Consider the following 12,999-nt stretch of genomic DNA (forward strand, 5'->3'; position numbering starts at 1 on the left):
AAAGACTGTTCCACAGGTCGGTCATTGCGACCCCGGTGCGCGTGTATGAGTGATCGATGTTCCGGAACGACGCTATTACGACCATCATCGCCGCAAGTCGGAGGCGCGATGCGGATGCGCGCCCAGGATTGCTGCAGCATAGAGTAGCAAACTTTCTATCGTTGTGGTTATTCGGAAACGTGCTTCCACATTCATCTTCAAAATAGGGAAACTGTTCCATTGATCCGACGATCAATGCTGGATTTCAATAGGAATGGTCGAGATGCGGCGCGGATCCTCGAAGGATCTGGCGGCCTCCGCGTCTCCGACGCTCATTCCCAACAGGCCATTCGATCCGCGAGCGCGTGATGATTGACGACTCCCTGTGCCGGTTTAGCCCGTCCCGTCGCGCGCTCCTGCGCGTCGGGCTCGGCGGGGCCGCCGCCGTGGCCCTGGGCGCTCCGGCGGTGCACGCGGGCCCCCGCGAGGTGAAGATCAGCATGCAGCGTTCCTCGGTGCTGTTCACCGTCCTGAAGATGAAGGGAACGCTCGCCGAGCGCTTGGCGCCCCTGGGCTTCACGCCGAGCTGGCACCTCTTTACCAGCGTGATCGAGCCCATGACGGCGGGCGCCGTGGACATCCACGCCGACGTCGCCGACGCGGTGCCGATCTTCACGCAGGCCGCCAGGGCGCCGCTGACCTTCTACGCCCGCGAGCGCGGCGCGCCGGCCGCCGAGGCGATCATCGTCCCCGCGGATTCGCCGATCCGCACGGTCGCCGACCTCAAGGGCCGCACGGTCGGGGTGTCCCGGGGCTCGGGCAGTCATTACGTGCTCGCCGCAGCGCTGAAGCGCGCGGGCCTCAGCTTCGCCGACATCAAGCCCGCCTATCTTCAGGCGCCGGAAGGCGCGGCCGCTTTCGAGCAGGGCAGTCTCGACGCCTGGTCGATCTGGGACCCGTTCCTCGCCTTCGCGGAGGCCAAGCGGCCCGTGCGGGTCATCGCCGACGCCGCCGGGCTGACGAGCTACCACCGCTACTACCTCGTCAACGACAGCTTCGTCGCCGCGCAGCCGGAGGTCGTCGCTGCGGTCTACCGGGCGCTGGTCGAGGCGGGCGCCTGGATGCGGGCAAACCCGGAGGCGGCGGTGGCGCTCCTCGCCCCGATCTGGGGCGACCTGCCCCCCGCGGTCGTGGCCGCTGCCAACAGCCGCCGGACCTACGCGGTGGAGCCCGTGGAGCGCGCCCAGCTCGGCGAGCAGCAGGCCATCGCCGACGTGTTCTACGAGGCCAAGCTCATCCCCCGCCGGATCGACGCCACCGACGTGTCGATCTGGCAGGCGCCCGTGGGGCGGGGCTGAGGCCATGGCCGGACCGATCAACGCGCTACGCTTCGGTGTCTGGGCCGCCGTGCACGGCTCCCGGGCCTCCCATCACGATCCCGACGAGCCGGACGATGCCAGCTGGGAGCGCAACCGCGCCCTAGTGCTGGAGGCGGAGGCCCTGGGCTTCGACTCGGTGCTCGTCGCCCAGCACACCATGAATCCCTACGACGCCGCGCGCGACCAACTCGAGGCCTGGACGGGGGCGTCGGCGCTCGCGGCGCTCACCCGCCGCATCGAGATCATCGCGGCGATCAAGCCGGGGCTCTACCATCCGGTGGTGCTCGCCAAGATGGCGCTCCAGATCGAGCACATCAGCGGCGGCCGCTTCGCCCTTAACCTCGTGAATGCCTGGAACAGGGCGGAGTTCGAGCAGGCCGGCCTGCCGTTCCCGGCTCACGACGACCGCTACGCCTACGGCCGCGAGTGGATCGGCCTCGTGGAGCGACTGATGCGCGGCGAGCGCGTCACCTTCGCGGGGCGCATTTTCGGGTCGAGGATTACCAGCTCCGCCCCGCCGACACGTTCCGGCCGCGGCCGACTATCTACCTCGGTGGCGAGTCGGAGCCGGCCCGGGCGCTGGCCGCCGACCATGCGGATGTCTGGTTCATCAACGGCCAGCCGCTCGACGCTGTCGCGGCGCTGATCGCCGACGTCGCCCGGCGCCCGGCGGCCAACGGTCCGCTACGCTACGGCCTCTCGGCCTTCGTGATCGCCCGGGCCACCGACGCGGAAGCGCAGGCCGAGCACGCACGGCTCCTCGCCCTGGCGCAGCGCGACGCGGCGCTCCGCGCCGACACCCGCGCCCGCACCGATGCGGCGAGCGTGATGTTCGCCAAGACCGACGCGGCCTCCAGCCGGCATGTCGGCACGAACGGCGGCACGGCGGCCGGGCTGGTGGGCAGCTACGCCACCGTGGCGGAGCGGATCCGCGCGTTCCACGCGGCCGGTATCGAGCTGTTCATGCTGCAGTTCCAGCCCTTCGAGGCCGAGATGCGCCGTTTCGCCGAGCAGGTTCTGCCGCGCGTCCGCTGATCTTCACGCCGTTCCGACCGATTCGCGGTCGGAGCGGCTCTCAGCCTTGTTGAACGCGCTCTCTGACGTCGAACCGGTGTCCATTCCGGCGGGGAGCGCTCCGGGAGATCCCGATGCGCGGACGCACGCTGCATCTCAACGTCAACCTGCTGCATTCCGGCGTCTACCCGTCCGCGTGGCGGTTGCCGGACAGCCGGCCGGACGCGTTCATCGATACCGACCATTTCGCGCGTCGCCCGCGTCGCCGAGCGGGGCAAGCTCGACGCGATCTTCCTGGCCGACACGCCGGCGATCAACGACCGGATCGACTACCGGCCGTTCAACGCCCTCGAGCCTTGATTGGGCTCATACTCGCCGGTCTCATAGCGCTCGCCGGCGGTATGGCTCGAGCGCAGCTCGACCGAGCCGTTCAGACCTCCCGGATTAACAGTGCCCGCCCTCCCGCGCGCGTCGCGGGCGCGGCAGACGTCGCGGGCGCGGCAGACTGAGCGGCCACGCGACGCGCCATCTGCTCAGAAGTCGTAGAGCCGTTTAGGATTCTCTACGAGGATCCTATCCCGCGTCGCACGGTCTGGCACCCACGCGGCGAGCAGATCCAGCAAGCGAACGTCGTAGACGTTCTGGGCTGGTGTGAGATCCGTCGGCTTGCGGTCGGGTCGCAGCGTGCTGTCCGGGTGCGGCCAGTCGCTGCCCCAGACAAGCCGCTCCGGGTTCGCAGCGACGAGTGCGCCTGCCAGCGGCAACATGTCGGGATAGTCGAGCGCCTTGCTCGAGGCACGATAGGCGCCCGGCGGCTTCACCCAGGCCTTTCCGCTGCGCACGCGGTCGAGCACATCGCCGAAGCCCGGCTGATTGGGCCCGAGAGCTGCCGGCGCGCCGGCGACATGGTCGAACACCACCGGGACCGCCAAGGCGGACAACTGCTGCTTCAGGGGGGGTGATAACCGACAACCGGGAGTAGAACTGCAGGTGCCAGGGCCGCTGCCCGATCTGTCGAACGGCGCTTTCCAGCGCCTTGGCCGACACCCCCGGGTCGAACACGCCGGCTTGCTCTTAGGTCGCCGGGCGGACCCGGCCAGAACGCTGGCCTATGAGCACGAACTGACGGCGCAGTATCGGGAACGCGCTGTACGACTCCAGAATTTCGGTCGACTACGACCCCGGGCCTGACGTGAGCCGCATCAATGCGCCGATGCCGTCGGTCAACTTCATGGATGACCAAGCTAACTCGGCGCAGCTGCCTATCACCCGCGAGACCGTGGAGCACCTCGCCTCAGACAAGTTCACACTGCTGCCGGGCGGCTGAGGGCACGTCGGCGTCTTTGACGCCGATCATTGGGCGGATCAGCTCCGCGCGTTCCTGGATGGCCCGCCGAGCCAAAATGCCGGCACAGGCCGGTTGCAGCAGGCAGGTCGACCTGCTGCACCGGGAGTGAACGAAGACTGGGAACCGTGAACGTCGTTGAAAGCTGTCTGCCTTAATCGGCCAGTAGAGCGATGAGCGAGAACGATCCGGCGAGCACGAAAGTGCCCGCCACCACAGATGTGAGCAGGAGCATGAGGAGCCTTAGGATGCCGAACGGCTGTGCTTACACAATGTGGCAGGCCGTGCGCAGTTGCGTACAGGCCACTACCGCACACCAAACGGCGTACTAGCACCCGCGGGCACGTTATCGCGGAGCCGCGGGACGCACGAGCCACGTGACGGACGCGTAGGCGCCCAGCCAGGAGCCGAGCGCCGCAAAGGCCACGTACACGGCGTTTTCCGTGTAGTTGATGACCGCGAAGGCGGACAGCAGGTACCAACACGCGCTCCAGTTCGCGGCCGGGATCCGCCGACGGGCAGCCACGGCGGCGTTGAAGAAGACGTACGCGGCATCGGTGATGGCGGTGGCGGCGACCACACCCGCCGCGATCAGCGGATCGATGTTCATGAAGCGCTCCCAGACTTGCCCGGAGATCTCCGATATTCAGGCAAGATCTGGCAATCGCAGGCCTCAGCGGCCGCCCGGCCCCGCCACGTCCCAGGCCTGGTGCGGGTTCGGGCTGATGATCCGTCCCGCCGATACGGACGCGCTGTCAGTCATCGCGGAGCGCGCGGTACTCGGCGCCTTCGATGTCGTCGTACTGCCCGGTGCGCAGCGCCCAGAGGAAAGCGGCCAGGCCGAGCGTACCGAGCCCGAGGGCGATCGGGATGACGAGGAGGAGAACGTTCATCGCGGCCTCACGCTGCTCTGGCGACGGCGCCAGCCGCGGCCGGTCGGCTCGCGACCGGCGCCGCGGGGGCCGCCGTCCCGAGGCGGGCGCGCAGGGCGTTCGCCGTGACCACGACGGACGAACCTGACATCGCGAGCGCCGCGATCAGCGGCGTCAGGAGCCCGGCGGCCGCCAGCGGAACCGCCAGCCCGTTGTAGGCTGCCGAGAACCAGAGGTTCTGCAGCATAAGACGCCGCGCCCGCCGTCCGGTGGCGAGGACCGCCAGCACCGGAGCGAGACCTCGGCCCAGGAACAGCGCGTCGGCTGCGGCCTGGCTGACATGGGCGGCGGTTACCGGCGAGAGTGAGGCGTGCGCGGCGGCGAGCGCGGGCGCGTCGTTGAGGCCGTCGCCGACCATCAGCACACGGCGGCCGGCGGCCCGTAGGGTTTCGATGCGGGCGATCTTGTCCTGGGGAGTCAGGCCGGCCTCCCATGCGGTGACTCCGAGCCGGCGGGCGACCGCCTCCACGGCGGGAGCGCGGTCCCCCGACAGGATCACGACGCGGTGGCCTGTCCTCGCGAGCGCTGCGACGACGCCGCAGGCGTCGGGCCGCAAGGCCTGGCGTACGGGAAACGCTACCGGGGTCCCGGATCCCATCCGGAAGCAGATGACGGAGGCCTCCGGGTCGGATTCGAGCATCGCTTCGGCCTGAGCCTCGGCGCCGCAGAATCGGGCCGAGCCGAGGCGCAGCTCGACCCCGTCGACGACGGCGCGCACGCCGAGTCCCGCCACCTCCTGCGCACCCGGGAACGGCTCCGCGCCTCCGGCGGCCGCCGCGAGGGCCGCCGCCAGGGGGTGCCGGCTCGACAGAGCCAGCCGCGCCGCGGCCTCCAACGCCACGGGCTCGAAGGTTCCGTCCGACAAGGCCGGCTCCGGCAGGGTCAGCGTGCCCGTCTTGTCGAAGACGACCGTGTCGACCTCGGCGAAGCGCTCCAGGGCGGTGCCGTCGTTGAGCAGCACGCCCTCTCGGAACAGGGCACCGGTCGCCACGACCTGCACGGCCGGGATGGCGAGGCCGAGCGCGCAAGGGCAGGTGACGATCAGGACGGCGACAGCGTCGAGGAGTGCGGCGTGCCAGCCGGCCCCTCCGGCGAGCCAGCCGACGAGCGTCAGCGCGGCCGCGGCGTGGACCAGCGGCACGTACAGGCGCGTCGCCTTGTCGGCGAGAACCAGGGCGCGCGAGCGGGCCTCCAGCGCGCGTCGCATCAGGGCCTCCACCTCGTCGAGCAGACTGGCGCCGGCCGCGGCCGTGACCGTGACGGTCAGGGCGCCGTCGCCGTTGAGCGCGCCCGCGAAGACCCTGTCGCCGCCGCGCACGACGATCGCGGTGGTTTCCCCAGTCACCAAGCTCTGGTCTAGTTCGGAGATGCCGTGCTCGACGACGCCGTCGGCCGGCACCCGCTCACCCGGCCGGACGAGAATCCGCGCGCCCGGCGCCAGCTCGGCGAGCGGCACGTCGTGCAGGCTCCCGTCCGCGGCGACGCGGGTCGCACGCTCGCTGCGCAGGGCGGCGAGATTCTCCGCGAAGGCGCGCGTGCGTCGGCGCATGGTCTGGTCCAGGGCGCGCCCGATGAGCAGGAAGAACAGCAGCATTACGGCGCCGTCGAAATAGGCGTGCTGGGCACCCTGAAGCGTCTCGGCCACGGACATCACCAGAGTGAGGACGACGCCGAGCGTGATCGGGAAGTCCATCGTTACCCGACCCGCTCGCAGGCCTCGGAACGCGCCCTCGTAGAACGGCCGCCCGGCATAGGCTGCGGCCGGTAGCGCGATGACCGCCTGGATCCAGTGGAAGAGGTCCCGGTTCTCGGGCGTCATGTCCGAGACGTTGCCGGCCCAGACCGAGACGGCGAGCAGCATCACGTTCATCGACGCGAAGGCCGCGACCGCCAAGGCGCGGATCAGGCGCCGTGACTCGGCTGCCTCCGCGTCGGCAAGGCGGCCGGGATCGAAGGGCTGGGCCCTGAAGCCCAGCGCGTCGAGCGCCGCCAGCACTGCGGTAACGTCGGCCACTGCCTCCGCCTTCCAAGTCACCGCGAGCCGACGGTCCGAGAAATTCAGGTGGGCGGATGCGATGCCCGGCAAGGGGGCCAGCCCACGCTCGATGGCGTCCATGCACGCGGCACAGCGCACGCCCTCGACCGCGAACTCCGCGCGTGTCGTGCCGTCCGCGCGACGCGACAGGAAGGCGCCATAGTCCCGGGCGAGGGAGGGCTTGGTGTTCGCCTCGCTCCAGGAGGCGTGAGCCTCGATGTAGGCAAGGGCCATGTCGGTGCAGCACATGCGCGGATGTCCCAGCCGGTCAGTCCAGCACGACGCGGCGCTTGCGCCGCAGGGTCGTGCGGTCCGAGCCGGCGACCTCGACGACGAGATCCCATTGCCCGCGCGAGACCGGTTCGGCGCGGGCTGCGTAGGTTCCGGCGCTCACCTCGACAAGATCGACATCCACGTCCCTCCTCTTGTCGGTCGGGCGCTCGAAGCGGGCGTGCAGCGCCTTGCCCCGCAGCGGCTTCCCGCCGTCATCGGCCAGAATCACCGTCACCGTCGCAGCCTCGGCCGCGCTCGGGAGGCGGACCGCCGAGAGATCGAGACGCCAGCCGAGGGCGTCCTGCTCGCGCGCGTGGCGCAGTTCCTCGTTGTAGAGCTGGCCGGCCCTGTAGGGGGAGGCGACCTCCAGGCCGGACCATGTCCGCGTCGCCGAGACGAATAGGACCGCGTCGGCGGCCGCAACGGTGCCGAAGAAGGCGAGGAGGATCGCCAGGACCTTGCGCCCGGTCAGGCGGCCGGGGGCGGGCGAGGGCGGTGGCGCGAGGGCGATCATGGGGCGGGTGCCTTGAAGGTATCCTGCGCCCGGGCGGTCTCGCCCGTCGTTGGATCGGTGACGCGGAACGCGAGGGGCACGTTCGCATCCGGCCGCGCGGCCGCGGCCGCGAACACGAGGACGCGATATTCCTGCGTGGAGTCGGACGGGACCGGCAGGTCACCCGGTGTGCCGCCGACGACCTCGACCCGCGCCCCGGGAAGGCCCTCAACCGCAAGGGTGTAGCGCCGCTCCCCGGGCCGCTTGTTGCTGAGCCGGACGGTGTAGCCGTTGCGGATCGAGCCGTCCGACAGGGTCACGTAGAGCGGGTTGCGGTCGTGCAGCACGCTCAGCGCGGTGAAGCTGCGTGTGACGAGGCTGTAGAGCATGAAGCTGCCGATGCCCGCGGCGAGAGCTGCGTACAGGATCGTGCGCGGACGGACGATGTGGCTGACGGGGCCCTTGCCGGCGGCCCGGCTCCGGCAGTTCGCCTCGGTGTCGTAGCCGATCAGGCCCGCAGGCCGCCCCAACCTGTCCATCACAGCGTCGCAGGCGTCGACGCAGAGGCCGCACTGGATGCAGTCCATCTGCAGGCCGTCGCGGATGTCGATGCCGGCCGGGCAGGCGGTGACGCAGGCGAAGCAGTCGACGCAGTCGCCGGCCGGCTGGCCCGCGGCGCGCAGCGCCGCCGCCCGCTTCGCGGAGTTGCGGGGCTCGCCCCGGTCGGCCCTGTAGAGGATGTTGAGGGCGTGCTCGTCGGTGAGTGAGGCCTGGATGCGCGGCCACGGGCACATGTACGTGCAGACCTGCTCACGCATATGGCCCGCGAGCCCGTAGGTGGTCGCCGTCAGCGTCAGGATGGCCACGTAGGCGGGCGCCGGCGCCTGGAATGTGGCGAGCTGGACCACCAGGGTCGGTGCATCCGCGAAGTAAAGGACCCAGGCGCCTCCGGTCCACCAGGCGATGAGGAGCCAGATGGAATGCTTCATCGTCCGCAGGGCGAGCTTCTCCATCGACCAGGGCGCGGCGTCGAGCTTCATCCGCTCGCGCCGGTCGCCCTCGATCATACGCTCCACGGCGAGGAACAGGTCGGTCCAGACGGTCTGTGGGCAGAGGTAGCCGCACCAGACGCGACCCGCGACGGCATTCATGAGGAACAGGATCAGGGCCGCCAGGATCAGGAGACCCATGATGTAGGTTACGTCCTGCGGCCAGAGCTCGACCGAGAAGAAGTGGAACCGGCCCTTGTCGAGGTCCAGCAGGACCGCCTGGGTTGGCTCGCCCGGGCCCCGGTCCCAGCGGATGAAGGGAACGGCGTAGTAGATCCCGAGAGTGATCGCGAGCAGCGCCCACTTGATACGCCGGAAGGTGCCGCGGACCGCCTGCGGCTGGATCTTCGTCCGCGCGGCGTAAAGGGACCCGTTCACCGCCGGGACGGCCGTGCGGGTCGCACGCCGGCCGAACTCCTTGGCGCGGCGGGTGCTGCCCGGTGCGAGGGCTGTCTCGGTCGGTTCGGCGGGAGGCATCGGTGCGGCGTTCCGTCCGGCGCGATCAGGCCGGCCTCGATGTCCTACGGGGCGCCTGCGACGGCGGCCTTGATCTCGCTCAAGCCGGAATTTGAGCCCTGTCCAGGGCTGTTCGCACCGGACAGGGTTCGCGGTTCGTCGGCACAGGGCAGCCCCCCTCCGGATCGACCCGGGCCGACGTCCCGACTACTTGCCGCCGCCCAATGCGTGCACGTAGACGGCGAGCGACTTGATCGTCGCGGGGTCGAGCCGGCCCTCCCAGGCGGGCATCACGCCCTTGCGTCCGTTCGTAACCGTGGCGACGACCTGCTCGGGCGACGATCCGTAGAGCCAGATCGGGTCGGTCAGGTTCGGCGCGCCCATCTCCGGATTGCCCGTGGCGTTCTCGCCGTGGCAGCCGGCGCAGGTGTTGGCGAACACCTCGGCGCCCTTCTCCGCGCTCGCACCGGCCACGCCCGGCTTGCCGGAGAGCGCGAGCACGTAGCTGGCCACCGCCGCGACCTCGTCGCGCTTGAGCGTGCCGTCTCGGCCGAAGGCCGGCATGTCGCCGAGATGGGCCTCGCCATGGCCCGAGCGCGCGCCGTAACGGATCGTGCGCTCGATCTCCTCGGGGTTCCCGCCCCAGAGCCAGTCGTCGTCCTGAAGGTTCGGGTAGCCGGGGCCGCCGGTGGCGGCGCTGCCGTGGCAGGCCGCGCAGTTGTCGCCAAAGGCCGCCTTCCCGGTGGCGAGCGCGAGGCGCAGCAGGGCCGGGTCAGCCCGGATCTCGCTCACGGACGCGCTGGCAAGCTGCGCCCGGCCGCGGTCGTCGCGTTCCCGGCGCACCGCCTCGACCTCCCCAAGTACGGCCGCGCGCTGCGAGTAGCCGAGCAGGCCGCCGGTGTAGCCGCTCACCAGCGGCCAGGCCGGGTAGGCGATCCAGTAGCCGAATGCCCAGACGATGGTGGCGTAGAGGCCGTAGAGCCACCAGCGGGGCAGCGGGTTGTTGTACTCGGCAATCCCGTCCCATTCATGCCCGGTGGTCTGCGGGCCCGCGGGCGTCTCGCTGAGATTCGCGGTGTCGGCCACGGCTCAATCCTCGCTCAGGGGAAGGTGGGCGGCCGCGTCGAACCGGGCACGGTTGCGCGGCCAAAAAGCGTACAAACAGACGACGGCGAAGATGCCGACGAAGTAGAGGAGGCCGCTGGTCTGCGCGAAGGCGGCCGCGCTTTCGTAGGTCACGGCGCTCACCTCAGGTTTTTCTTGTCTTCGTAGATCTTGAAGTCGACCATGGTGCCGAGCACCTGCAGATAGGCGACCAGTGCGTCGATCTCGGCGGCCTTAACCTTGTCGCCGCCGAAGTCACGGACATTCACGCCGGGATAGCGGCGCTGCAAGTCGGCAGCTCCCGGTCCGTCTGGATCGAGCTGCGCCTTCAGGTCGCTGCGAGCCAGGGCGATCATCTCGTCGGTGTAGGGAACGCCTAGCGCCCGGTTGGCTCTGAGATCGTCCGCGACGGCGTCGGCGTCGAGCGGCCGGTCGAGGAAGGCGTAGGCCGGCATGATCGAGGCCGGCACCACGGCGCGCGGGTCCTTCAGGTGCTCGCGATGCCACTGATCCGAATACTTGCCGCCGACGCGGGCGAGATCCGGGCCGGTCCGCTTCGAGCCCCACTGGAAGGGGTGGTCGTACATGCTCTCGGCGGCGAGCGAGAAGTGGCCGTAGCGCTCGATCTCGTCGCGCATCGGCCGGATCATCTGGCTGTGGCAGAGATAGCAGCCCTCGCGGATGTAGATGTTGCGGCCGGCGAGCTCGAGCGGCGTGTAAGGGCGGACGCCCTCGACCTTCTCGACGGTGCTCTTGAGGTAGAACAGGGGCGTGATCTCGACGAGGCCGCCGATGGCCACGACAATGAGCGCGCCAATGAGCAGGACGATCGAGTTCTTCTCGAAGATCTCGTGCCTCTTCCAGAGGCCGGGTTGGGCGGTGGCCATCGAGCAGTTTCCGTGATGCAGTAGGTATTCGGGGCCGCCGAGCCGGGCGGTCCCGAGGCTCGGTTCACTCCGCCGCGGCGAGACCGACGCTTCCGGGGAGCGCCTCGGCCGCCGGCTGGGAGCCGCCCTCGGCGGCGGTCCTGCCCGCGATGGTCATGGCCAGGTTGTAGGCCATGATCAGCCCGCCGATCAGGAACAGGACCCCGCCGAGCGCCCGGACCAGGTAGTAAGGCTGCATCGCCTCGACGGTCTCGACGAAAGAGTATTCGAGGAACCCGAGGCTGTTATAGGCGCGCCACATCAGGCCTTGCATGATGCCCGCCACCCACATCGAGGTAATGTACAGGACGATGCCGAGGGTCGAGACCCAGAAGTGCCACTCGACCAGTTTCAAGGAGTAGACGTCCCGGCGGTTCCACAGCCAAGGCACGAGGCAGTAGAGCGCGCCGAAGGAGATGTAGGCGACCCATCCGAGCGCGCCCGAATGCACGTGGCCGATGGTCCAGTCAGTGTAGTGCGAGAGGGAGTTGACGGCCTTGATCGACATCATGGGGCCCTCGAATGTCGCCATGCCGTAGAAGGCCAGCGAGACGACCATGAACCGCAGGATCGGATCGGTCCGCAGCTTGTCCCAGGCTCCCGACAGCGTCATGAGGCCGTTGATCATGCCGCCCCACGAGGGCATCCACAGCATGATCGAGAAGGTCATCCCGAGGGTCTGCGCCCAGTCCGGCAGCGCCGTGTAATGCAGGTGGTGCGGGCCGGCCCAGATGTACATGAAGATTAGCGCCCAGAAGTGAATGATCGACAGCCGGTAGGAGTAGATCGGCCGCTGGGCCCGCTTCGGGACGAAGTAGTACATGATTGCCAGAAAGCCGGCGGTGAGGAAGAAGCCGACTGCGTTGTGTCCGTACCACCACTGGATCAGGGCATCCTGCACGCCCGAGAAGATCGGGTAGGACTTGGAGCCCAGCACCGTCACCGGGAGTGCCAGGTTGTTGACCACGTGCAACATCGCGATGGTCACGATGAAGGCGAGATAAAACCAGTTCGCGACGAAGATGTGCGGTTCTTTGCGCTTCCAGAGGGTCGCGAGGAACACGACGAGGTAGGTGACCCAGACGATGGTCAGCCAGAGATCAGCGTACCACTCTGGTTCGGCGTATTCCTTGGATTGGGTCACGCCCATCAGGTAGCCGGTCCCGGCGACGACGATGAACAGGTTGTAGCCGAGCACCACGAACCACGGTGCGAGGTCGCCCGCGAGTCGGGCCCTGCAGGTGCGCTGGACGACGTAGAGCGAGGTGCCGATCAGGACGTTGCCGCCGAAGGCGAAGATCACCGCCGACGTGTGCAGCGGCCTCAGCCGGCCGAAGCTCGTGTATTCGAGGCCGAAGTTCAGTGAGGGCGCCCAGAGCTGGAAGGCGATGATGCAGCCGACCAAGAAGCCGGCGATGCCCCAGCCCATCGCGGCGACGGCCGCGAACTTGACCGGGCCGAGATTGTAGTTCGGCTTGCCGTCGATCTCCTGCGGGGCGGCCTCGACCGACCGGCCCGCATAGCGCTTCAGGATGGCCGCGACGCCGCCGAGCCCGGCGATGGCGAATAGGCCCATGTGGAAGGAGAATGGCGCATCGACCGCATGTGAGGAGGCCACGGCGCAAAGGAACGTGCCAGCGATGAGAGCCAGGCTCAGGCCAGTTTCGCCCTCGGTCATATACTTGGACGATGATATAATAGTCATGGCTCGTTCGCGTCGTTTCGCGCATAATCGCGTCTGGCTGCGATACTGGGACCGCCGAGCCTGGGCCTTGATTTGAATCAACCGGTGACTTGCCCGACGGCCGCACTGTTGCGAGGGCCGGCGAAGCCGCAGCGCTGTTTTCAAGCGGCCTGACGCCGACGACAGGACGCGGGTGCGGATGCTCCTCGGCGTCGCGGTTCTCCCTGGCTGAGCCCGGTGCGATGTCGGCGGTCTCTGCTGGACGGCCTCACGCGGGCGCGTCCGGATCCTCGCGCTGGATCAACACGGACAGCGCGGTGACAGACGTGA

The 12,999-nt window shown here is 69.1% G+C and carries 12 protein-coding genes and 1 pseudogene; 3 read left to right on the forward strand and 10 right to left on the reverse strand.

What is annotated here, in order from left to right; all coding sequences use genetic code 11:
- Positions 1-347: 347 nt before the first annotated feature.
- Both ACYCO6_RS04835 and ACYCO6_RS04840 read left to right on the forward strand, forming a co-directional pair.
- A complete protein-coding gene (locus ACYCO6_RS04835) occupies positions 348-1,337 on the forward strand; it encodes an aliphatic sulfonate ABC transporter substrate-binding protein (protein ID WP_459769818.1) in 990 nt (329 codons plus the stop codon).
- Between the two features lie 4 nt (positions 1,338-1,341).
- Positions 1,342-2,393: pseudogene (locus tag ACYCO6_RS04840) on the forward strand (LLM class flavin-dependent oxidoreductase).
- A gap of 512 nt (positions 2,394-2,905) precedes the next feature.
- On the opposite strand, the gene ACYCO6_RS04845 reads toward ACYCO6_RS04840, so the two are convergent.
- Positions 2,906-3,313, reverse strand: a complete 408-nt coding sequence (locus ACYCO6_RS04845) for an amidohydrolase family protein (protein WP_459769820.1) — start codon at positions 3,311-3,313, stop codon at positions 2,906-2,908.
- Between the two features lie 251 nt (positions 3,314-3,564).
- On the opposite strand from ACYCO6_RS04845, the gene ACYCO6_RS04850 reads away from it, so the two are divergent.
- Positions 3,565-3,699, forward strand: coding sequence for a hypothetical protein (locus ACYCO6_RS04850; protein WP_459769822.1), 135 nt, complete (start codon positions 3,565-3,567; stop codon positions 3,697-3,699).
- A 364-nt stretch (positions 3,700-4,063) separates the two neighbouring features.
- Here ACYCO6_RS04850 and ACYCO6_RS04855 read toward each other — a convergent pair whose 3' ends face one another.
- From ACYCO6_RS04855 to ccoN, 9 genes are all read right to left on the reverse strand, one after another.
- Entirely contained in the window at positions 4,064-4,327 is a 264-nt protein-coding gene (locus ACYCO6_RS04855) for a hypothetical protein (protein ID WP_459769823.1), read from the reverse strand.
- Positions 4,328-4,472: 145 nt separating this feature from the next.
- Positions 4,473-4,610, reverse strand: coding sequence for a cbb3-type cytochrome oxidase assembly protein CcoS (gene ccoS / locus ACYCO6_RS04860; RefSeq protein ID WP_459769825.1), 138 nt, complete (start codon positions 4,608-4,610; stop codon positions 4,473-4,475).
- 7 nt (positions 4,611-4,617) lie between these two features.
- Positions 4,618-6,933 (reverse strand): heavy metal translocating P-type ATPase, encoded by a 2,316-nt coding sequence (locus ACYCO6_RS04865; protein ID WP_459769827.1) that lies wholly within the window; start codon positions 6,931-6,933, stop codon positions 4,618-4,620.
- 19 nt (positions 6,934-6,952) lie between these two features.
- The gene (locus ACYCO6_RS04870) at positions 6,953-7,471 is read right to left on the reverse strand and encodes a FixH family protein (protein ID WP_459769829.1); all 519 of its coding nucleotides are present in this window, start codon (positions 7,469-7,471) and stop codon (positions 6,953-6,955) included.
- Positions 7,468-8,976, reverse strand: coding sequence for a cytochrome c oxidase accessory protein CcoG (ccoG, locus tag ACYCO6_RS04875; protein ID WP_459769831.1), 1,509 nt, complete (start codon positions 8,974-8,976; stop codon positions 7,468-7,470). Before ccoG ends, ACYCO6_RS04870 begins: the two co-directional genes overlap by 4 nt.
- 186 nt (positions 8,977-9,162) lie before the next feature.
- Positions 9,163-10,041, reverse strand: coding sequence for a cytochrome-c oxidase, cbb3-type subunit III (ccoP, locus tag ACYCO6_RS04880; protein ID WP_459769833.1), 879 nt, complete (start codon positions 10,039-10,041; stop codon positions 9,163-9,165).
- A gap of 3 nt (positions 10,042-10,044) precedes the next feature.
- The gene (locus ACYCO6_RS04885) at positions 10,045-10,194 is read right to left on the reverse strand and encodes a cbb3-type cytochrome c oxidase subunit 3 (protein WP_459769835.1); all 150 of its coding nucleotides are present in this window, start codon (positions 10,192-10,194) and stop codon (positions 10,045-10,047) included.
- Positions 10,195-10,199: 5 nt separating this feature from the next.
- The gene (ccoO, locus tag ACYCO6_RS04890; protein ID WP_459769838.1) at positions 10,200-10,946 is read right to left on the reverse strand and encodes a cytochrome-c oxidase, cbb3-type subunit II; all 747 of its coding nucleotides are present in this window, start codon (positions 10,944-10,946) and stop codon (positions 10,200-10,202) included.
- A 64-nt stretch (positions 10,947-11,010) separates the two neighbouring features.
- Positions 11,011-12,690 (reverse strand): cytochrome-c oxidase, cbb3-type subunit I, encoded by a 1,680-nt coding sequence (gene ccoN / locus ACYCO6_RS04895; protein ID WP_459769840.1) that lies wholly within the window; start codon positions 12,688-12,690, stop codon positions 11,011-11,013.
- Positions 12,691-12,999 lie beyond the last annotated feature (309 nt).

This window comes from Methylobacterium sp. CM6257, assembly GCF_054611515.1.

What these genes read in the sequence shown, in the direction of transcription:
- ACYCO6_RS04855 (WP_459769823.1), bottom strand. Translation starts at nt 4,327, where the DNA reads ATGAACATCGATCCGCTGATCGCGGCGGGTGTGGTCGCCGCCACCGCC.
- ccoO (WP_459769838.1), bottom strand. Translation starts at nt 10,946, where the DNA reads ATGGCCACCGCCCAACCCGGCCTCTGGAAGAGGCACGAGATCTTCGAG.
- ACYCO6_RS04835 (WP_459769818.1), top strand. Translation starts at nt 348, where the DNA reads ATGATTGACGACTCCCTGTGCCGGTTTAGCCCGTCCCGTCGCGCGCTC.
- ccoN (WP_459769840.1), bottom strand. Translation starts at nt 12,690, where the DNA reads ATGACTATTATATCATCGTCCAAGTATATGACCGAGGGCGAAACTGGC.
- ccoG (WP_459769831.1), bottom strand. Translation starts at nt 8,976, where the DNA reads ATGCCTCCCGCCGAACCGACCGAGACAGCCCTCGCACCGGGCAGCACC.
- ccoS (WP_459769825.1), bottom strand. Translation starts at nt 4,610, where the DNA reads ATGAACGTTCTCCTCCTCGTCATCCCGATCGCCCTCGGGCTCGGTACG.
- ACYCO6_RS04865 (WP_459769827.1), bottom strand. Translation starts at nt 6,933, where the DNA reads ATGTGCTGCACCGACATGGCCCTTGCCTACATCGAGGCTCACGCCTCC.
- ACYCO6_RS04870 (WP_459769829.1), bottom strand. Translation starts at nt 7,471, where the DNA reads ATGATCGCCCTCGCGCCACCGCCCTCGCCCGCCCCCGGCCGCCTGACC.